Annotated in this window: 20 protein-coding genes and 1 tRNA gene; 13 read left to right on the top strand and 8 right to left on the bottom strand. The window is 73.0% G+C overall.

Going from position 1 to position 17640, the window contains the following annotated elements; translation table 11 throughout:
• Positions 1 to 123 precede the first annotated feature (123 nt).
• Both ACYP53_RS09450 and ACYP53_RS09445 read right to left on the bottom strand, forming a co-directional pair.
• On the bottom strand, positions 124 to 2613 hold the full coding sequence (locus ACYP53_RS09450; RefSeq protein WP_459647128.1) for a terpene synthase family protein: 2490 nt from the start codon (positions 2611 to 2613) through the stop codon (positions 124 to 126).
• Between the two features lie 222 nt (positions 2614 to 2835).
• Positions 2836 to 3183 (bottom strand): DoxX family protein, encoded by a 348-nt coding sequence (locus ACYP53_RS09445; RefSeq protein WP_459647127.1) that lies wholly within the window; start codon positions 3181 to 3183, stop codon positions 2836 to 2838.
• A gap of 263 nt (positions 3184 to 3446) precedes the next feature.
• On the opposite strand from ACYP53_RS09445, the gene ACYP53_RS09440 reads away from it, so the two are divergent.
• Entirely contained in the window at positions 3447 to 4088 is a 642-nt protein-coding gene (locus ACYP53_RS09440; protein WP_189913129.1) for an HhH-GPD-type base excision DNA repair protein, read from the top strand.
• A 43-nt stretch (positions 4089 to 4131) separates the two neighbouring features.
• Positions 4132 to 4419, top strand: a complete 288-nt coding sequence (locus tag ACYP53_RS09435) for a DUF2087 domain-containing protein (RefSeq protein ID WP_189913130.1) — start codon at positions 4132 to 4134, stop codon at positions 4417 to 4419.
• Here the strand turns inward: ACYP53_RS09435 and ACYP53_RS09430 are convergent.
• Complete coding sequence (locus tag ACYP53_RS09430) at positions 4392 to 4613, bottom strand: KTSC domain-containing protein (RefSeq protein ID WP_189913131.1); 222 nt, start codon at positions 4611 to 4613, stop codon at positions 4392 to 4394. The two genes, ACYP53_RS09435 and ACYP53_RS09430, sit on opposite strands and share 28 nt — an antisense overlap.
• A 70-nt stretch (positions 4614 to 4683) precedes the next feature.
• Positions 4684 to 6159, bottom strand: a complete 1476-nt coding sequence (locus ACYP53_RS09425; RefSeq protein ID WP_459647126.1) for an MFS transporter — start codon at positions 6157 to 6159, stop codon at positions 4684 to 4686.
• 111 nt (positions 6160 to 6270) lie between these two features.
• On the opposite strand from ACYP53_RS09425, the gene ACYP53_RS09420 reads away from it, so the two are divergent.
• Positions 6271 to 7236 (top strand): helix-turn-helix transcriptional regulator, encoded by a 966-nt coding sequence (locus tag ACYP53_RS09420; RefSeq protein ID WP_459647125.1) that lies wholly within the window; start codon positions 6271 to 6273, stop codon positions 7234 to 7236.
• Here the strand turns inward: ACYP53_RS09420 and ACYP53_RS09415 are convergent.
• Together ACYP53_RS09415 and ACYP53_RS09410 are read right to left on the bottom strand one after the other, a co-directional pair.
• Complete coding sequence (locus ACYP53_RS09415) at positions 7233 to 8135, bottom strand: hypothetical protein (RefSeq protein ID WP_459647124.1); 903 nt, start codon at positions 8133 to 8135, stop codon at positions 7233 to 7235. The two genes, ACYP53_RS09420 and ACYP53_RS09415, sit on opposite strands and share 4 nt — an antisense overlap.
• 5 nt (positions 8136 to 8140) lie before the next feature.
• Positions 8141 to 8659, bottom strand: coding sequence for a YbhB/YbcL family Raf kinase inhibitor-like protein (locus ACYP53_RS09410; protein WP_459647123.1), 519 nt, complete (start codon positions 8657 to 8659; stop codon positions 8141 to 8143).
• A gap of 83 nt (positions 8660 to 8742) precedes the next feature.
• Here ACYP53_RS09410 and ACYP53_RS09405 point away from each other — a divergent pair, with 83 nt between their 5' ends.
• A complete protein-coding gene (locus ACYP53_RS09405) occupies positions 8743 to 9492 on the top strand; it encodes a rhomboid family intramembrane serine protease (RefSeq protein WP_459647122.1) in 750 nt (249 codons plus the stop codon).
• Positions 9493 to 9595: 103 nt separating this feature from the next.
• The gene (locus tag ACYP53_RS09400) at positions 9596 to 10762 is read left to right on the top strand and encodes a hypothetical protein (protein WP_459647121.1); all 1167 of its coding nucleotides are present in this window, start codon (positions 9596 to 9598) and stop codon (positions 10760 to 10762) included.
• A 22-nt stretch (positions 10763 to 10784) separates the two neighbouring features.
• On the opposite strand, the gene ACYP53_RS09395 is transcribed toward ACYP53_RS09400, so the two are convergent.
• Positions 10785 to 12383: a helicase HerA-like domain-containing protein gene (locus ACYP53_RS09395; protein WP_459647120.1), complete on the bottom strand. Its 1599-nt coding sequence runs from the start codon at positions 12381 to 12383 to the stop codon at positions 10785 to 10787.
• 204 nt (positions 12384 to 12587) lie between these two features.
• Here ACYP53_RS09395 and ACYP53_RS09390 point away from each other — a divergent pair, with 204 nt between their 5' ends.
• Together ACYP53_RS09390 and ACYP53_RS09385 are read left to right on the top strand one after the other, a co-directional pair.
• On the top strand, positions 12588 to 12884 hold the full coding sequence (locus ACYP53_RS09390; RefSeq protein ID WP_030061387.1) for a type II toxin-antitoxin system VapB family antitoxin: 297 nt from the start codon (positions 12588 to 12590) through the stop codon (positions 12882 to 12884).
• 267 nt (positions 12885 to 13151) lie between these two features.
• Positions 13152 to 13850 (top strand): LytR C-terminal domain-containing protein, encoded by a 699-nt coding sequence (locus ACYP53_RS09385; protein WP_189913139.1) that lies wholly within the window; start codon positions 13152 to 13154, stop codon positions 13848 to 13850.
• An 87-nt stretch (positions 13851 to 13937) separates the two neighbouring features.
• Here ACYP53_RS09385 and upp read toward each other — a convergent pair whose 3' ends face one another.
• A complete protein-coding gene (gene upp / locus ACYP53_RS09380) occupies positions 13938 to 14573 on the bottom strand; it encodes a uracil phosphoribosyltransferase (RefSeq protein ID WP_189913140.1) in 636 nt (211 codons plus the stop codon).
• A gap of 163 nt (positions 14574 to 14736) precedes the next feature.
• On the opposite strand from upp, the gene ACYP53_RS09375 reads away from it, so the two are divergent.
• The 6 genes from ACYP53_RS09375 to ACYP53_RS09350 all read left to right on the top strand — a co-directional run bounded on the left by ACYP53_RS09375 (position 14737) and on the right by ACYP53_RS09350 (position 17553).
• On the top strand, positions 14737 to 14961 hold the full coding sequence (locus tag ACYP53_RS09375; protein ID WP_189913141.1) for a hypothetical protein: 225 nt from the start codon (positions 14737 to 14739) through the stop codon (positions 14959 to 14961).
• A 384-nt stretch (positions 14962 to 15345) separates the two neighbouring features.
• A complete protein-coding gene (locus tag ACYP53_RS09370) occupies positions 15346 to 15834 on the top strand; it encodes a tRNA adenosine deaminase-associated protein (protein ID WP_229928199.1) in 489 nt (162 codons plus the stop codon).
• Between the two features lie 26 nt (positions 15835 to 15860).
• A complete protein-coding gene (gene tadA / locus ACYP53_RS09365; RefSeq protein WP_189913143.1) occupies positions 15861 to 16388 on the top strand; it encodes a tRNA adenosine(34) deaminase TadA in 528 nt (175 codons plus the stop codon).
• Positions 16389 to 16454: 66 nt separating this feature from the next.
• Positions 16455 to 16544: transfer RNA gene (locus ACYP53_RS09360), tRNA-Ser, on the top strand.
• A 444-nt stretch (positions 16545 to 16988) separates the two neighbouring features.
• Positions 16989 to 17153, top strand: coding sequence for a hypothetical protein (locus ACYP53_RS09355; protein ID WP_189913144.1), 165 nt, complete (start codon positions 16989 to 16991; stop codon positions 17151 to 17153).
• Positions 17154 to 17259: 106 nt separating this feature from the next.
• A complete protein-coding gene (locus ACYP53_RS09350; protein WP_189913145.1) occupies positions 17260 to 17553 on the top strand; it encodes a Dabb family protein in 294 nt (97 codons plus the stop codon).
• Positions 17554 to 17640: the final 87 nt, after the last annotated feature.

The raw sequence follows: 17640 nt of genomic DNA, 5'->3' as shown, positions 1-17640 counted from the left end.
GCGAAGTGCGCGCACCGGGCGGCGCACGCCGGCCCCCGACTCGTCAGCCTAACCACGACGCGGCGCACCCGCGCGGGATGGCCCGCGCGGGTGCGCCGGAGGTCCGGCCCCGTACCGCTCGGCTCAGCGCGTCGTCGGCGCCGCCCCGCTCAGCGGCGGCCGCAGCGAGGCCGTGCCCAGGCCGGTCGGCCCGAGCGGCACCGCGAAAGCCCCGGAAGCCCCGGCGGCCCCGGAAGCTCCGGAGGTGCTCGACACCGACACCCCGGCCGCCCGCCGGGCCGCCGTCGCCGCCACCAGGTTCCGCTCGGCCCCGAAGTGCCGCTCCAGGTCCGCCTCGCCGTACCGGCGGCAGTCCTCGTGCCAGTTCAGGATGCCGGCGAGCCAGTTCTCCAGCTCCTTCACGTACCCGTCGAGCATCTCCCGCGCCGCCTGGTCCAGCCCGAAGTCCTGGTACATGACCGGGAATTCGTTCCGCGCCACGTGCTGGAACTGGGCCAGCCGCGAGTGCATCAGGTCGTCGACGATCCGGACCGCCGACGGGTAGTCGCAGTTGAAGAAGGACTGCACCACCAGGACGACGTTGTGCAGCTCGCCCTCGTACTCGACCTCCTTCTGGTACGAGAAGAGGTCGTTCATCATGCACGCGTAGTCCATCGCCGAGTTCTCCAGCGCGCGCATCGAGCCGTGGTCGTACACCGCCTCCGGCACGGTCTTCCCGTGGCCGATCCGGCACAGGCTGGTGGTGAGCTCGGAGCCGAAGGTGGAGCGGCGCATCTCCAGGTAGTCCACCGGGTCCGGGATCCGGTGCTGGATCGCGTTGCTCAGCTCCCAGATCCAGGCCGCCAGCATGACCTCGACCGCCGTACGGAACCGTTCCCGGCTCTCGACGTCCATCGGGGCGGCGGTGCGCCCCCAGATGTCGGCGAGGCCGCGCTCCAGCGCGTTCGCGGGCTCGGGGCCGGGGCCGCCGTCCACCGGCATGAAGAGCGACAGCCGCGCGGTGGCGGCCTTCGCCCCGGCCAGGTCGCGGGTGCGCCCGAAGACCGCCGGGTAGTAGTCGTCCGCCCAGGTGCCCCAGGCCAACCAGGCCGAGCCGATGTCGAGTTGCTCGGCGGTGGCGTCCGGGTGGAGGCCGGCCGCGCAGAGCGGGAGGTCGTAGTCGCGCATCGACTCGGCGTCCCAGACGCCGGATCCGGGGACGGCCGGGTCCGCCTCCAGCATGCCCATCCGCTCGGCCCACTCGACCACCCGCTCCCGGGCGCCGTCCAGGTGCGGGCTCAGCGAGAGGGTGAACGGCAGCTCGAACTCCGGGAGCAGGGACGGCCCGACCGGCTGGAACGGCACGTGCCGGTACGAGCGCGCCCGCCGCTCGGCCGGCCGGACCCCGCCCTTCGCCGCACCGACCGCAGCCCCGACCGCGGCACCGACCGCCGCCGGGGCCGCCACCCCGGCCGCACCGACGGCCCCGCTGCGCAGGATGTCCAGCGCCGAGGTGCCGATCCCGCCGATCGCGTACTGGTCCCACCAGTTCCCGGCCCCCGGCGACCCCGGCAGCCCGGGCAGCCCCGGCAGCGCACCGCCCGCCCCGGGCGCCACCTCACCACCCGAACTCCCGGACTCCCCGGCGCCGTTCATGTACCGGCTGGAGCGCATGTGCCACTCGTGCCCGCCGGCCTGCCAGTCCTGCAGGCCCTTGACGTAGGCCATGACCCGCGCGCGGCCCTCCGCGTCCAGCCCGGTCTCCGCGAACAGCACCGGCAGTTCGGTGAACACGGTGTTCTCGAACTGCTGGAGCCGCGAGGTGAGCAGGTCGTTGACCGCCTCGGCGGCCTCCTGGGTGCCGCACTCCAGGAACCGCTCCAGCACCAGGATGCCGTTGCTCAGCTCGCCCTCGTCCTCGACCTCCCGCTGGTACGAGAAGATGTCGTTGCGCAGGTGCACGCCGTCGGAGAAGGCGTCCATCAGCACCCGCAGCGCGCGCGAGCCCGACACCTCCTTCGGCACCTCGGCCCCGGCGGCGTACTCGACCAGCTGGGCGGACCACGGCGCGCCGCCGACCTTGCGGCGCATCTCGATGTACTCGACCGGGTTGGCCACCCGGCCCGCGTCGATGTTGGCGAGTTCCCAGAGCGATTCGTTCAGCAGGTTGCGGGTGCTCTCGGCGAACCGGATCCGCCAGTCCTCGCCCATCACCGGCACGGTGCGCCGCCAGAGGTCGGCCAGCCCGGCCTCGACCGGGTTCTCCGGCTCGGGCATCGGCGTGGCCGGGTCGGCCGGCATGAACAGCGGCAGCCGGTCCAGGTGCGCCTTGCCCGCCTCCCGGTCGTTGGTGCGCTTGAACATGTCGAGGAAGTGGTCGTCGAAGAAGAACACCCAGACGTACCAGTCGGTGACCAGCGCCAGCGCCTCGGCGGAGGCGTCCGGGTGCGTGTAGGCGCACAGCAGGCCGTAGTCGTGGGCCTCCAGATCCGCCTGGTCCCAGACGCCCGAGCCCTCCAGCATGCCCATCTCCCGGGCCCAGCCGGTGGAATGGGCCCGGGCCCCGTCCAGATGGGGGTTGAGTCGCGCCGGGTGCGGCACGTAGAAGGACGGCAGTTCGAACGGCTGGGTCACGGCGGGCGAGCCTTTCTGGACGCGTCGATTGGACCAAGGATGGCCCGCCGAGCGGACCCCGTACCAACACATCCAAAACAGTCATATGAAATGACCCATCCACCCGAAATCCCGCTCGAACTCTGCTAAGAACCCGCCCGAAGCCCGGCGCCGCAGGGGGTGGACCGGACTCGGTCCACCCCCTGCGGTGCCGGGTCCCGAGGGCCATCCCCCCTCAGGCCATCAGGCCATCAGGCCCAGGACCAGCGAGGCGGCCGCCGGGGCGGCGTAGACGAGCGGGAAGGGGACGTGGGCGTAGGCGCGGGCGCGGAGGACGGTGAGGACGGCGCCGAGGAAGTAGAGGACCACGCCGACGGCGGCCGCGTAGCCGATGGCCGGGACGGCGAGGCCGACCAGGAGGCCGAGGGCGCCGGCCGCCTTGGCGACGCCGAGCCAGGTCCACCAGGCGCGCGGGACGCCGTAGTCGGCGAGGGGCTTCACGACGTACTCGGCGCCGGCGAAGACCGAGTAGGCCGAGAAGCCGACCATGAGGGCGCCGAGGACGGTGACGACGATGTGGGCGACGTTCATTGAAGTGCTCCTCTTTCGAAGGCTGTTCGGTTCGACACCCCTCTGACCCGGCGCCCTCGACGGATGTGACAGGCGCGGGCAAAAAATATTCCGCACCGCCACCCGGGTGCCCCCAACAACCGCTCCGCCAACGAACAAAGCAGGCATGGCAAGGCCTGGAACACCAAGACTTCCCACGATACGGGCGTGTTGACCGCCTCCGCCCACCCCGCGTCCACCAGACTGGGCGCCGACCCGACGTCAACTCCGAGGAGGGCAAGCCCATGAACGTCACCGTTCGGCTCGCACAGCAGCCCGAGGCAGACGAACTGCTCGGACGGAGTGCGCTCGCCGCGCTCGTCGGCATGCTGCTGGACCAACAGGTGCCGATGGAGTGGGCGTTCACCGGCCCGCTGACCATCGCCCAGCGCCTCGGCCGGGAAGACCTGGACGCCCACGAGATCGCCACCTACAACCCGGAGGAGTTCGTCGCGCTCCTCTCCGCGAAGCCGGCCGTCCACCGCTATCCCGCCGCGATGGCCAAACGGGTGCAGCAGTTGTGCCAGTTCCTCGTCGCGCAGTACGACGGCGAGGCCGCCGCGCTGTGGAAGAACGTCCGCACCGGCAAGGAACTGCTGAGCCGCCTCAACGCCCTGCCCGGCTTCGGCAAGCAGAAGTCGCAGATCTTCCTCGCCCTGCTCGGCAAGCAGTACGGCGTCCGGCCCGAGGGCTGGCGCGAGGCGGCCGGCGCGTACGGCGAGGAGGGCGCGCACCGTTCGGTCGCCGACATCACCGGCCCCGAATCCCTCACCCTGGTACGGGAGTTCAAGCAGGAGGTGAAGCGCGCCGCGAAGGAGGCCAAGGCCGCGGCCAAGCCCCGCACCACCACCCGTACGATCACCGCGGCCCCGAGCGGCGTGCGCTGAAAACCGGTTGCCCCGCTCCGGCCCACCGGGCGACGCTCCCGGCATGACCGGAACCACCACCCCGACCCCGCCGAGCGTGTCCGCCCTCTTCGCCCCCGACGGGCGCCTGATCACCGTGCCCCGCAAGGCAGCCCGCCGGGAGCAGCTGCTGGCCCACCTCGCCGGAACCCTCTTCGAGCCCGGCCGCGGCTACACCGAGGCCGAGGTCAACGCCGTGCTGCGCACCGTGCACGACGACGCCCCCGCCCTGCGCCGCTACCTGGTCGAGGCCGGCCACCTCGCCCGCCCCCGGGACGGCAGCAGCTACCGGCTGGCCCCGGAGCGCCGGTAGGCGTAGCGGCCGCGGATCCGCCGGACGAAGTACCGCCCGTGGCTCTCCGCGGCCAGCAGCTCCCGGTGCACCCGGGCCGGCACGTCCGCGTACTCGTACACCCGGCCGCCGGTGAACTCCAGCTCCAGGAGCCGCGCCACCGGGTCGTAGCCGACCGAGCGCAGCACCGAGGAGTCCACCGCCGTACGGTCCATCGCCCTCCAGTGTGCGACGAGGGCCCCGGTCGCGCAGTGCGACCGGGGCCCTCGTGCCGACAGCGTCCCGTCAGACCAGGGCGGCTTCCCGCTCCACCACGGTCTCCTCCACGGCACCGGCCGTCTTGCGGCGCCTCGGCAGCGCGAACATCAGCAGGAACACCGCGAGCAGCACCCCGGCGACCCACCACAGCGCGTGCGTGAAGGCCCCGCCGAACGCCGTCCCGACCGCCTCCGGCGCGACCACGTCGTCCATCGCCCCGAAGAAGGCCACCGACACCAGCCCGAGCCCGAGCGCGTTGCCCACCTGCTGCACGGTGTTGATCAGCCCGGAGGCCGAGCCGGCGTGCTCGCGCGGCACCTCCGCCAGCACCGCGTCCGTGATCGGCGCGACGATCAGCCCCATGCCGAGGCCCATCACCACCAGCGGCAGCGCCATCTGCCAGGGCGTGATCGACGTCCCGTACCGGTCCGCCTCCCAGATGTAGGTGAGCACGCCCGCCGCCATCACCAGCGCGCCCGACTGCAGCACCTTGCGCCCGAACCGCGGCACCAGCTTCTGCACCGACATCCCGGCCGCCACGGAGACGGCGATGGAGAACGGGATGCCGGTCGCGCCGGCCTTGAGCGGGCTCCAGCCCAGGCCGATCTGCATGTAGAGCGTCCAGACCAGGAAGAAGATGCCGAGCGCCACGCCGAAGGCCAGCTGGACGCAGATGCCCGCGGCGAAGGACTTCACCCGGAACAGCGCCAGCTCCACCAGCGGCGAGCCGTCCCGGCGCGTCTTGACCTTCTCGTACACGACGAACAGGGCGAACACCGGCAGGCTGCCGGCCATCGACAGGTACCCCCAGAGCGGCCAGCCGGCCTCCCGCCCGTGCGTCAGCGGGTAGATCAGCATCAGCAGGCCCAGGCTGGCGAGCAGCACGCCCACCAGGTCGAGCTTGAGGGCCTGGTCGGCCTTGGACTCGTCGATGAAGCGGCGTCCGAGCAGCAGGCCGGCGATGCCGACCGGCAGGTTGATCAGGAAGATCGGCCGCCAGGCCAGCCCGAAGAGGTCCCACTCGGTGAGCAGCGCACCGATCATCGGACCGGAGACGGCGCCCAGGCCGACCACCGCGCCGAACATGCCGAACACCTTGCCGCGCTCCTCCGCCGGGAAGGTCGCGTGGATGATCGACAGCACCTGCGGCACCATCAGCGCCGCCGTCCCGCCCTGCAGCAGCCGGGTCGCGACCAGCATCTCCGGCCCGGTGGCCAGTCCGCAGAGCGCGGAGGCCGCGGTGAAGCCGCCGATCCCGATCAGGAACAGCCGCTTGCGGCCGTGGATGTCGCCCAGCCGCCCGCCGGTGATCAGCCCGATCGCGAAGGCCAGCGCGTACCCGCCGGTGACCCACTGCACGGCGCTGAACGAGGCGCCGGTGTCCGCCTGGATGCTGGGGATGGCGATGTTGACGATGGTGACGTCCACCAGGTCCATGAAGGAGGCCACCATCACGATCGCCAGCGCGATCCACCTCCGCCGGTCGGCTGTCGCCGCACTCATTCCGTACTCCTCGACTCGACTTCTCGCTCTGACCGCTTCTTCTCGACGTCCACGACACTAACGGCCATGTAGGTCAGGTCCTGTCCCAGTTGATCCGGCATCCTGGGGTGCATGAGCGATACGCCGGCCCGGCTGCTGAACCTGCTGTCCCTGCTCCAGACCCCGCGCGAGTGGCCCGGCAGCGAGCTCGCCGAGCGGCTCGGCGTCAGCCCCCGCACCATCCGGCGCGACATCGACCGGCTGCGCGAACTCGGCTACCCGGTGCAGGCCACCATGGGCGCGGTCGGCGGCTACCGGCTGGTCGCGGGCACGGCGATGCCGCCGCTGCTGCTGGACGACGAGGAGGCGGTGGCCATCGCGGTCGGCCTGCGGGCGGGCGCCGGGCACGCGGTGGTCGGCATCGAGGAGGCCTCGGTACGGGCCCTCGGCAAGCTGCTCCAGGTGCTGCCGGCCCGGCTGCGGCACCGGGTCGGGACGCTCAACAACGCGACCGTGCCGCTGCTCTCCGGCGACGGCCCGACCGTCGACCCGGACGACCTCACGCTGATCGCCGGCGCCGTCACCAACCACGAACGCCTGCGCTTCGCCTACCGCGCCTACGACGGCACCGGCACCAAGCGGCTGGTCGAGCCCGAACGGCTGGTCTCGGTCGGCCGCCGCTGGTACCTGGTCGGCTACGACCTGGACCGCGCGGACTGGCGGCTGTTCCGGGTCGACCGGCTGAGCGAGCCCTTCGCCACCGGCGCCCGCTTCACCCCGCGCCCGCTGCCCGCCGAGGACGCCGCCGCGTACGTGGCGGGCAAACTGCACCGCCCGTCCCCGAGCGGCACCGTGGTCGCCACCGTGCACGCCCCGGCCGAACTGGTCCGGCAGCGCTTCAGGCCCGGCGACTCCGAGATCGAGCCGATCGACGGGCACAGCTGCCGGCTGCGCTCCCGCTCCGACTCCCTGGAGTGGACGGCGATGCGGCTGCTGTCACTGGACCGCGCCTTCGAGGTGCACGAGCCGCCGCAGCTGCGCGAACACCTGCGCAAGCTGGCGACCCGCGCCGCCCACGCGGCGGGAGGGGCGGGTTAGGCCTCGACCCGGTACCAGCCGTTGCCGCAGCGGAACCAGAGCGTGCCGTCCCGGCCGTGGGCGCGTCCCGGTTCGACCTGGCCGGGCAGTCGCAGCTTCTGTGTGCCGGTCCGCTTCCACTCCTTGCCGACCAGCAGGTGCCGGGTCAGCTCGCCGCCGCCGGAGAGGAAGACGCCTTCGCGGCCGCGGACCGCGAACCCGGCCGGCTGCCGGACCGGGCAGGGCACCGTCGTGGACGAGCCGTCGACCGGGTCGATCCGGGTGAGGTAGCTGCCCGAGGGGCTCGGGTACCAGGCCAGCCAGGCGTACCGGCCCTCGGTGGCGCCGGCCAGGCCCTCCAGCGGGTAGCCCGGCAGCCGGTCCTGGGGACGGTCCCGGGGGCTCCACACCGACCGGCCCGTGCCGTCGACGGCCCGCAGCCCGGGGACCGCCATCGGGTGGTCGCCGTAGATGCCCTCGTCCCCGTACGCCATCCAGATCCGGCCGTCCCGGTCGGTCACCAGCACGCCGATGTCGTCGCCGAGCAGGAGCTCCCGGCCCGGCGTCCCGTCGGCGCCGTGGACGACACCGTTGGGCAGCCACTCCTCGCCGTCCTGGTCGGCCCGCGCCTCGGCCAGCAGGATCCGGTGGCCCGGCAGCAGCGCCAGGTGGTCCGGCGAGCCCTCGACGCCGGTGAGCGGCACCCGCCACTCGCCGTGCCGGCCGTGCACCACCACCTCGCCGTCGAACGGCGGCTTGACGGACGGCCAGGCCCCGGGCGGCGCCGCGTACCGCTCCGGCACCAGCAGGACGGCGAGCTCGCCGTCCGGTCCGACCGTCCAGGTCAGGGCCCGGCGACCGGCCAAGCGGTCCTCCTCGGGCAGCCGCCAGACCTCGACCGGACGATCGGGGGCCGACACCGGCCTCAGACCCCGAACTCGGCGGTCAGCAGCGCCCGGCCGAGGGTGTGGAAGGTGAGGTGGAAGCCGATCTGGGCGGCCGGGGTGTCGGCGGTGACGTCCAGCTTCTCCACGTCCAGGGCGTGCACGGCGAAGACGTAGCGGTGCGGGGCACCGGGCGGCGGGGCGGCACCGTCGTACTTGTTCGCCGGGAAGTCGTTGCGGCCGTGGAAGGAGGCCTCGCCCGGCAGGCCGTCGTCCGAGGAACCGGCGCCGCGCGGCAGTTCGACGGTGTCGGCGGGCAGGCCGAGGGCGAGCCAGTGCCACCAGCCGGAGCCCGTGGGGGCGTCCGGGTCGTAGCAGGTGACGGCGATGCTCCGGGTGCCCTCCGGCAGACCCGACCAGGCCAGCTGCGGCGAGAGGTTGCCGCCGGCGTGGATGAACTCCCGGGCCAGGGTGCCGCCTTCGGTGATGTCCTGGCTGCTCAGCGGGAACGACGGCACCTGCGGCAGGAACTCGTAGGGCAGCGGCGGGCGCTTGCTCATGGGGTGGTCACCTCTCGCGATCGGAATGACACCGTCACTGTAATGGGGTGCACCTCCGATCCGGCGGCCCCTACAGTCGGGGCATGGCCTCGAACGACCGCAGCCACGCGGCGACCACGCTCGACCCCGTCCGGATGATCGCCGACGCCCGCCGGGCGCTCTTCACCATGGTCGGTGTGCTGGCGGCGATCTGGCTGATCCAGCTCGTGAACTGGATGGACGACTACGACCTCGGCCGGCGGTTCGGCGTCATCCCGCAGGATCCGAGCCGGCTGCCGAACATCGTCACCGCGCCGTTCCTGCACTGGAACTGGGCCCACCTGGAAGCCAACTCGGGCCCGCTGTTCGTCTTCGGCTTCCTGGCGGCCTACCGCGGCGTGAAGAAGTTCCTCGGCCTCACCCTGCTGGTCGCGCTGACCAGCGAGCTGACCGCCTGGGTCTTCGACCCCCCGCACTCGGTCGGCGCCGGGGCCAGCGGCGTGGTGTTCGGCTACTTCGGCTACGTGGTGCTGCGCGGGCTCTTCGACCGCAACCTGGTCGACACCCTGATCGGCGTCGTCCTCGGCGCCTCCTTCGCCTACATGGTGACCAGCGCCCTGCCCGGCGTCGCCCCGGGCATCAGCTGGTCCGCCCACCTCGGCGGTCTGGTCGGCGGCCTGGCCGGCGCCTGGATCTTCCGCGACCGCGCCCCGCGCCCGGCCGCCGCGACCGGTGCCTCGCCCGGCGCCGCGTCCGGATCCGCCTCCAAGGCCGTCACCAAGCCGGCCGCCACCACCGACCCCGGCAGCCCCAACGCCGCACTGCTCAAGGAACTCGACGACCTGGGCCTCTGACCCGGCCGGCCCGACCACCCGCCCGGCCCAACCAGGTCTAGACCAGATCCACCCCCGCGGCTAGCGTGAAGGGCGCACCCGCCCCCACCTCCGGAGCCGCACCGTGGAGTCGTCCGTCCTCGCCTTCGCCACCGACCTGCTCGACGAGGGCGCCGACACCTTCTTCGGCAACCTCGCCGACCGGGCCGGGGTCGGCGGCGTCACCCTCGCCTCGGTCTACCACGGGGCCCGCGACGTCTTCCCGCACAACCCCCGCCGGGTGATCCGCTACCTGGAGCCGGGCGCGGCGTACTTCCGCCCCGACCCGGCCGCCTGGCGGGGCCACCGGCTGGCCCCCGTGCCGTCCACCGCCATCGGCGAGCGCGACCCCTTCGCCGAGGCCGCCGCCGAGGCCGGCCGCCGCGGCCTGAAGCTGCACGCCTGGACGGTCTTCTGCCACAACGACCGGCTCGGCTTCGCCCACCCCGACTGTGCCCCGGCCAACGCCTTCGGCGACCGCCACCTCACCGAGCTCTGCCCGGCGAACCCGGAGGTCCGCGCGTACGCGCTGACCCTGGTCGCCGAGCTGTCCCGGTACGGCGTGGACGCGGTCCGCGCCGAGTCGCTGCACTTCCACGGGCTGCGCCACGGCTACCACCACGAGCGCTACTTCGAGGAGCTGGGCCCGACCGCCGAGGCCCTGCTCGGGGTCTGCTTCTGCCCGCACTGCCGCGCCGCCGCCACCGCGGCCGGCGTCCCGGCGGAGGAGGTGGCCGGGGCGGTCCGCGCCGAGCTGCGCCTCCGGCTGGCCGACGAGTCCGCCGCCGCCGAGCCCGCCGACCTCAGCGCCCTGGCCGACGGCGCCTTCGCCGCGTACGTGGACGCCTCCGCCGCCACCGTCACCGCGCTGGCCGCCGACCTGTCCCAGCAGGCCCGCCGGCACGGCATGCGGCTGAGCTTCATGGACGGCGGCGGCCCGGGCAAGGGCTGGCTCGCCGGGATCGACCTGCCCGCCCTCGCGAAGGCCGCCGACGGGATCGAGACGCTCGGCTACGCCAGGACGCCGGAGGCCGTCCGGGAGAAGATCGCCGCCTTCGCCCTGCACGGCGTCCGCCCGCGGGACCTGGCGGTGATCCTGCGCCCGATGGCCGCCGACTGCGACGGCCCGGAGAACCTCGCCGCCAAGATCGCCGTTCTGCGTGAACTCGGCGTCCCCGAGGTCGAGTTCTACCATTACGGCCTGATGCGCCTGTCCTCCCTCGACCGGATCGGCGCCGCCCTGTCCGGCTGAGGCACCCGCCCCGGCCGGGGCCTCACCGCCGCCGCTTGGACGTCCCGAACAGGCTGCGCGAGATCTCCTGCCCGAGCTGCCGCCCGGCCGAGCGCGCGAAGGACTTCACCGTCGGATTGCTCAGCAGCGACCCGAGCAGCCCGCCCACCCCCTCCTTCCGCTCCTCCCGCGACCCCCGCCGCTCCGAGGACGACTCCGGCGCCGGCTCCTGGCCCGGCTGATCGGCGCGCTGATCGGCGGCCCCCGTCGGCGCCGCCTCCGGCCGGGGCGCCCGCGCCGCCAGCTTCTCGTACGCCGACTCCCGGTCGACCGCGTCCCGGTAGCGCGCCGTCAGCGGCGAGGCGTCCACGGCCGCCTGCAGCGCCCCGGCCTCGATCGGCCCCATCAGCGACTGCGGCGCCCGCAGCCTGGTCGCCGCGACGGGCGTCGGCGCGCCCTTCTCGGACAGCACCGTCACCACCGCCTCGCCGGTGCCGAGCGAGGTCAGCACCTCGCCGAGGTCGTAGGAGGAGCGCGGGAAGGTCGAGACGGTGGCCTTGAGCGCCTTGGCGTCGTCCGGGGTGAAGGCGCGCAGCGCGTGCTGCACCCGGTTGCCCAGCTGCGCCAGCACGTCGGACGGGACGTCCCGCGGGGTCTGGGTCACGAAGAAGATGCCGATGCCCTTGGACCGGATCAGCCGCACGGTCTGGGTGATCGCCTCCAGGAAGGCCTTGGAGGCGCCCTTGAACAGCAGGTGCGCCTCGTCGAAGAAGAACACCAGCTTGGGCCGGTCGAGGTCGCCGACCTCGGGCAGCTCCTGGTAGAGGTCGGCGAGCAGCCACATCAGGAAGGTGGAGAACAGCCGCGGCCGGTCCTGCACCGCGGGCAGTTCCAGCACCGAGACCACGCCCCGGCCCTCCGGCGTGGTCCGCAGCAGCTCGGCGGTGTCGAACTCGGGCTCGCCGAAGAACGCCCCGGCGCCCTCGTTCTCCAGCACCGTGAGCGCGCGCAGGATCACCCCGGCGGTGGCCGCCGAGAGGCCGCCGATGAGCTTCAGCTCCTCCTTGCCCTCGGGCGAGGCGAGGAAGGCGATCACCGCGGTCAGGTCCTTGAGGTCGTAGAGCTCCAGGCCCTTGCTGTCGGCGTAGTGGAAGACCAGGCTGAGCGAGGACTCCTGGGTCTCGTTCAGGTCGAGCACCTTGGCCAGCAGCAGCGGGCCGAAGCTGGTGACGGTGGCCCGGACCGGGATGCCCGCGCCGAGCCCGCCGAGCGAGTAGAACTCGGCGGGGCAGCCCTGCGCCGTCCACTGCTGCCCGACCTCGGCTGCCCGGGCGCTGGTGCGCTCGCTCGGCGTGCCGGGCGCGGAGACGCCGGAGACGTCCCCCTTGACGTCGGCCAGGAACACCGGCACGCCCTGTCCGGAGAGCTGCTCGGCGATCAGCTGGAGGGTCTTGGTCTTGCCGGTGCCGGTGGCCCCGGCAACCAGCCCGTGCCGGTTGAGCACGCCCAGCGGGATGCGCACCGGTGCGTCCGGGTAGGCGGTGCCGTCCAGCAGCACCGCGCCGAGGTCGAGGGCGGGCCCGGTGAAGGCGTACCCGTCGGCGATCTCCCGGACGGCCTGCGGGGTGGGGACGGAGGACATTCGGTGCACACTCCTGGGCGGATCGGAACGCGTCGACACGCGTCGGCATCGGGACCGACCGGGACCGGAACCCGGTCACCACTGGGCGATGTTCGCGACATTTCCCATCAAACAACCGCATTCGTCCATCCGCAGTTCACACCGGCGCGCGTGGCGGCGTCGCGGCTGCTGCGCCATTCGCCGCCCAAACGGTAGGCTTTCCGTGTGATCTTCAAGCGCATCGGCAATGGGCGGCCGTACCCGGATCACGGCCGGACGAGCACCCGACAGTGGGCTGACGTCGCCCCGCGTCCGGTGCGGCTCGACCAGCTGGTGACCACCAAGGGCCAACTCGACCTCGAAACCCTGCTGGCCGAGGACTCGACCTTCTACGGGGACCTCTTCGCCCACGTGGTGAAGTGGCACGGCGACCTCTACCTGGAGGACGGGCTGCACCGGGCCGTACGGGCCGCGCTGCAGCAGCGCCAGGTGCTGCACGCCCGTGTCCTCGAAATGGAGTGACGGGCCGCCGGCACCGGGTTCGTCGCACCGACCACAGGCTTCCGGACCGCCCCCTCGCCACCCGGCGGAGGGCGGTCCGCGCGTACCCCGGTACCCCCTTTCGGGTACCGGGGTACTCCAGATGATGATCGTTTAGTACCTTCACCGCTGTACGGCACTACGCTGCTGACTACGGCCGCGACCAGGGGATCCGCCCGCACCGGGGGATGCCCCTACCCGGCCGACCCGTCATCCCGACCCCGCCCCGGTACGAGGGGGAGACAAACCATGAGCATGTTGACTCCCCAAGGCCTCAAGGGGAAGCAGTACCGCGTCACCGGCAACTCCTACCCGAGGCTGGGCCGCCCCCCGAAGAAGAGCCGCAAGGTGATCGCCGCCCTCGTCGGCCTGCTGACCCTGGCCCTGATCGCCCTCGGCGGCGTGCAGCTGTACGACATCTTCACGGGCCGGAACAAGGGCTCCTCCGCCCAGGCCTGCGCGACCCCGTCCGGCAAGCCGCTGGCCGCCCCGACACCGGGCGCCACCCCGGGCGCGCCGGGAGCCCCCGCCGCCTCCGGCGCGCCCGCCGCCGCCCAGGGCGACCCGCACGCCGTCCCGCAGCCCGCCACGGTCACCGTGAACATCTACAACGCCACCACCAAGGCCGGCCTGGCCGGGCGGACGGCCGAGGAGTTCAAGAAGCGCGGCTTCACCATCGGCAAGGTCGGCAACGCCCCGGCCGAGCTGGACAAGAAGGTGCCCGGCACCGCCCAGGTGATCGCCGGCCCGACCGGCGCCGGGGCCGGCACCCTGGTCGGCTCGCAGATCGCCGGGGCCACCGTCACCGCCGACGCCCGCACCGACACCAGCGTGGACTTCGTGATCGGCGACAGCTACAACGCCCTGCTGGACGAGACCCAGGCGGCCGCCGCCCTCGCCCTGGCCACCAAGCCCTCCCCCACCCCGACCGCCACCGGCAGCTGCTGACACCCGGTACGGAACGGACACGGAACCAACGACGAGGGCCCTCCGGCGCGCTGCCGGAGGGCCCTCGTCGTTCTCTGCGGCCGGGACTCAGCCCGCGGTGCCGTACAGCCGGTCGCCCGCGTCGCCGAGGCCCGGGACGATGTAGCCGTTCTCGTTGAGCCGCTCGTCCAGGGCGGCGGTGACCACGGTGACCGGCAGGTCCGCCAGCTCCCGCTTCATCACCTCGACGCCCTCGGGGGCGGCCAGCAGCACCACGGCGGTGACGTCGGTGGCGCCGCGCTCGATCAGCATCTTGATCGCGGCGACCAGGGTGCCGCCGGTGGCCAGCATCGGGTCGAGCACGTAGACCTGGCGGCCGGAGAGGTCGTCCGGCATCCGGGTCGCGTAGGTGGAGGCCTCCAGGGTCTCCTCGTTGCGGACCATGCCGAGGAAGCCCACCTCGGCGGTCGGCAGCAGCCGGGTCATGCCGTCCAGCATGCCGAGACCGGCCCGCAGGATCGGCACCACCAGCGGGCGCGGGTAGCTGAGCCGGGTACCGAGCGTGACCGCCACGGGCGTGGTGATCTCCACCTCGTCGGTGCGGACGTCCCGGGTGGCCTCGTAGGCGAGGAGGGTCACCAGCTCGTCGGTCAGGCGACGGAAGGTCGGCGAGTCGGTGCGCTCGTCGCGCAGGGTGGAGAGCTTGTGGGCCACCAGGGGGTGGTCGACGACGTGGAGACGCATGTACCGAGGTTAGCCCGGGTCTGGACGCCTGTACGACACGCCGGGCCCGATCCGGCCGCCGGACCGGGTGACTTCCCGGTGACACGCCGTGACCTGGGGTGAATGTCCGGACGGATGCGTCTCCTGTGGTATCAACCGGGCCGTTCTGGGAATGTCACGTCTTATGACGAGCAACCCGAAGGCCGGGGGCGGCTCGGCGGACGAGCCCGTCGTCGGCGCGGGCCCGCCGGGCGACCCTCCGGAGTCCGAGGCGGAGCGCCGCAGGCGGCGGGCCGTCTTCCTGCGCGAGCTCACCGAGGCACGCGAACTGCGGGAGCGGGTCCAGCCCCGGCGGACCAAGGAACGGCGGATGCGCGAGGCGATGCGGATGCGAACCTTCCGGATCTGACGGGCCTCCGACGGGCTTCCGACCGGCCTCCGCCGGAGGCTCCGGCGGGACCTCCGACAGGGCCTCCGCCGTGGGCCCCGGCGGCCCCGGCGGGCGTTCGGAGCAAATATCGACCGGCTTCGGACCGTCCCGTCCCGGCTCCGCCCTCCGCCGCCCGGCCCTTCCGACACGACCTGCAAAGACGCGCTGCAGAACACCCCCCGCGCGGGCCGGCTTTCTGTCACGATTCCGATGGGACGGTCCGAACGGCGGACCGCCTCTGGCGCGGGGGCGGCCAGATTTCCGCGTTGCCCGAGCGCGCCGACGCCGAGACCGATCATCTTGGGAGTGTCCCTGGTGGCGTACTTCGCTGCAGTGCTTGCTCGCACCGAGGACGGGTGGGATGTGAGCGAGACGGAACTCGACAACGTCGAAACCCTGGCCGATCTGGCCGATCTGGCCCGCGGCTCGTCGCAGGACGACGACAGCGTCCTGATCTTCATCGAACAGGAGGACTCCTGGTTCGCCATCGTCCGCGTGGACGGCGAGGACGACCCCAGGATCTTCGTGTCGGACGGCGCCGCCGCCGCCCGCAGCTCCTACGGCTCCGTCCTCACCGACGAGCTGGTCGACCAGGCCGGCGAGAGCGAGTTCGGCGACCTGGACCACCTGCTGGACGAAGAGGCGCAGGCCCAGGACCAGGAGGACGAGGACGCCGAGCCGCACGGCGGCGTCCCGGTCGGCCCGCTCGGCGACTCCCACCTGCTCACCGAGTTCGGCCTGGCCTCCGACGCGCTGCTCGGGCTGAGCGGCGAGGGCGCGGTGCCGGGCGACGCCCTGGAGGAGATCGCCGAGGCCCTGGGCTGCGGCGAGGTCCTGGAGGCCGTCCGGTAGTCGCCGGATGCCCGACACTGGATGCCATGCAGCCCGCATCCACCGCGCAGACCGTCCCGTACGTCCCCCCGCTGCCCGCCCCCGTCCGCCCCGACCCGGTCCGCGACCGCTGGGCGGCGCCGATGCGCCTCGCCATGGCCGAGGCCGCCCTGGCGCCGGCCACCGGGGACGTCCCGGTCGGGGCGCTCGTCCTGGGCCCTGACGGCGAGGTGATCGGGCGCGGCCACAACGAGCGCGAGGCGGTCGGCGACCCGACCGCGCACGCCGAGGTGGTCGCGATCCGGCAGGCGGCCGAGGCGGTCGGGGAATGGCGGCTGAGCGGCTGCACGCTGGTCGTCACCCTGGAGCCGTGCACGATGTGCGCCGGCGCCATCGTGCTCTCCAGGATCGACCGGGTGGTCTACGGCGCCCTCGACGAGAAGGCCGGCGCGGCCGGATCGCTCTTCGACGTGATGCGCGACCGCCGGCTCAACCACCGCCCCGAGGTGATCTGGGGCGTCCTCGCCGAGGAGTGCGGCGAGCAGTTGCGGGCCTTCTTCGACACCCACCGCTGACCCCTCGCCGGGCTCCCGCCGATACGGATTTCGTGACCGCGCCACCCGTCCGGTAGAGTTCCCCTCGGTAGCGTGTCCGAGCGGCCAAAGGAGCACGCCTCGAAAGCGTGTGTGGGGGCAACTCCACCGTGGGTTCGAATCCCACCGCTACCGCCAGAAAGCCCGAGGGCCCGTCCGATCCGGACGGGCCCTCGGCGTTTCCGCGCGACTACGGACGCGGAAAGGGCTCCGTACGCCGGGCCGATGACCACCGGTGCCCGGCCCGTACGGAGCCTGGAGGGGGGAGCGGCTCGGGGGACTGACCGCTCCCCCGGCGGAGTCCCACAACCGGCACCGCGTCGGGGGGAAGCCGCGGCGACCGGTCCCACAGCGGGGAGCTCCGGATCCATGTACCGGGGATTCCTGCCAGATCCTCGGTACGTCGTCCATCCTGCCGCCCGGCCCTCGACCGGGCACCCGGAGAAAGGCCCCACTCGCGGGGACCTTCGTCCCCCCGGCCGAACGCGTCGCACACTTGATAGCCCGTCCGGGTGGATAAGCTGCCCCCTGCAGGCCGCTCGGGGACCGGGATGACGGCGGCCCACGGCTGGGAGGTCACCGATGGCGCAGGCGAAGAAGATCGGCATGGTCCTCCTGCTCGTCTTCGTGCTCTACTCGATCATCACGTCGCCGGCCCGCTCCGCCCAGCTCGTCCAGCTGGGCTTCGAGGGCATCTCGAACGCGGCCAAGGCGGTCGGCACCTTCATGACCGGGCTGATCAAGTAGCCGGCCGGGCCGCCCGCGCCCGGGTGGCGGACGGCCGTCCACCCGCCCGGCCGCACCGGCTACGGTGGGCGGGACCCTCCACCCCCGTCCGCGAGGAGCGGCAATCGTGATCCGGCACCTGGTCCTGTTCAAGCTCAACGAAGGCGTCAGCAAGGACGACGAGCGCGCGCTCGCCGGCGCCAAGGCGTTCGCCGAGCTCGGTTCGGTCATCCCCGAGCTGCGCGAGTGGGAGTGCGGCTGGAACACCACCGAGCGGGACATCGCGTACGACTATGCGATCAACAGCCTGGTCGAGGACCGCGAGGCCCTGCAGGCCTACCTGACCCACCCGGCCCATCAGGCCGCGGCGGGCCAGTGGCGCGAGTTCGCCACCTGGGTGATCGCCGACGTCGAGGTCTGACCCGCCGTCCGACCCCCATCCCGTCCAGGGGCCGCGCGCGGCCCTTCCCCCGGACGGCCCGCGGCGCCCCGTCCGAATCCCGGACGG

The sequence above is a fragment of the Kitasatospora sp. Ki12 genome (assembly GCF_054601375.1).
This window is presented reverse-complemented; position numbering and strand designations above follow the sequence as displayed.

Excerpts from the sequence above, each read along its gene's own strand:
- ACYP53_RS09445 (WP_459647127.1), bottom strand. The coding sequence starts at position 3,183 with ATGAACGTCGCCCACATCGTCGTCACCGTCCTCGGCGCCCTCATGGTC.
- ACYP53_RS09440 (WP_189913129.1), top strand. The coding sequence starts at position 3,447 with ATGAACGTCACCGTTCGGCTCGCACAGCAGCCCGAGGCAGACGAACTG.
- ACYP53_RS09435 (WP_189913130.1), top strand. The coding sequence starts at position 4,132 with ATGACCGGAACCACCACCCCGACCCCGCCGAGCGTGTCCGCCCTCTTC.
- ACYP53_RS09430 (WP_189913131.1), bottom strand. The coding sequence starts at position 4,613 with ATGGACCGTACGGCGGTGGACTCCTCGGTGCTGCGCTCGGTCGGCTAC.
- ACYP53_RS09425 (WP_459647126.1), bottom strand. The coding sequence starts at position 6,159 with ATGAGTGCGGCGACAGCCGACCGGCGGAGGTGGATCGCGCTGGCGATC.
- ACYP53_RS09420 (WP_459647125.1), top strand. The coding sequence starts at position 6,271 with ATGAGCGATACGCCGGCCCGGCTGCTGAACCTGCTGTCCCTGCTCCAG.
- ACYP53_RS09410 (WP_459647123.1), bottom strand. The coding sequence starts at position 8,659 with ATGAGCAAGCGCCCGCCGCTGCCCTACGAGTTCCTGCCGCAGGTGCCG.
- ACYP53_RS09405 (WP_459647122.1), top strand. The coding sequence starts at position 8,743 with ATGGCCTCGAACGACCGCAGCCACGCGGCGACCACGCTCGACCCCGTC.
- ACYP53_RS09395 (WP_459647120.1), bottom strand. The coding sequence starts at position 12,383 with ATGTCCTCCGTCCCCACCCCGCAGGCCGTCCGGGAGATCGCCGACGGG.
- ACYP53_RS09385 (WP_189913139.1), top strand. The coding sequence starts at position 13,152 with ATGAGCATGTTGACTCCCCAAGGCCTCAAGGGGAAGCAGTACCGCGTC.
- upp (WP_189913140.1), bottom strand. The coding sequence starts at position 14,573 with ATGCGTCTCCACGTCGTCGACCACCCCCTGGTGGCCCACAAGCTCTCC.
- ACYP53_RS09375 (WP_189913141.1), top strand. The coding sequence starts at position 14,737 with ATGACGAGCAACCCGAAGGCCGGGGGCGGCTCGGCGGACGAGCCCGTC.
- tadA (WP_189913143.1), top strand. The coding sequence starts at position 15,861 with ATGCAGCCCGCATCCACCGCGCAGACCGTCCCGTACGTCCCCCCGCTG.
- ACYP53_RS09355 (WP_189913144.1), top strand. The coding sequence starts at position 16,989 with ATGGCGCAGGCGAAGAAGATCGGCATGGTCCTCCTGCTCGTCTTCGTG.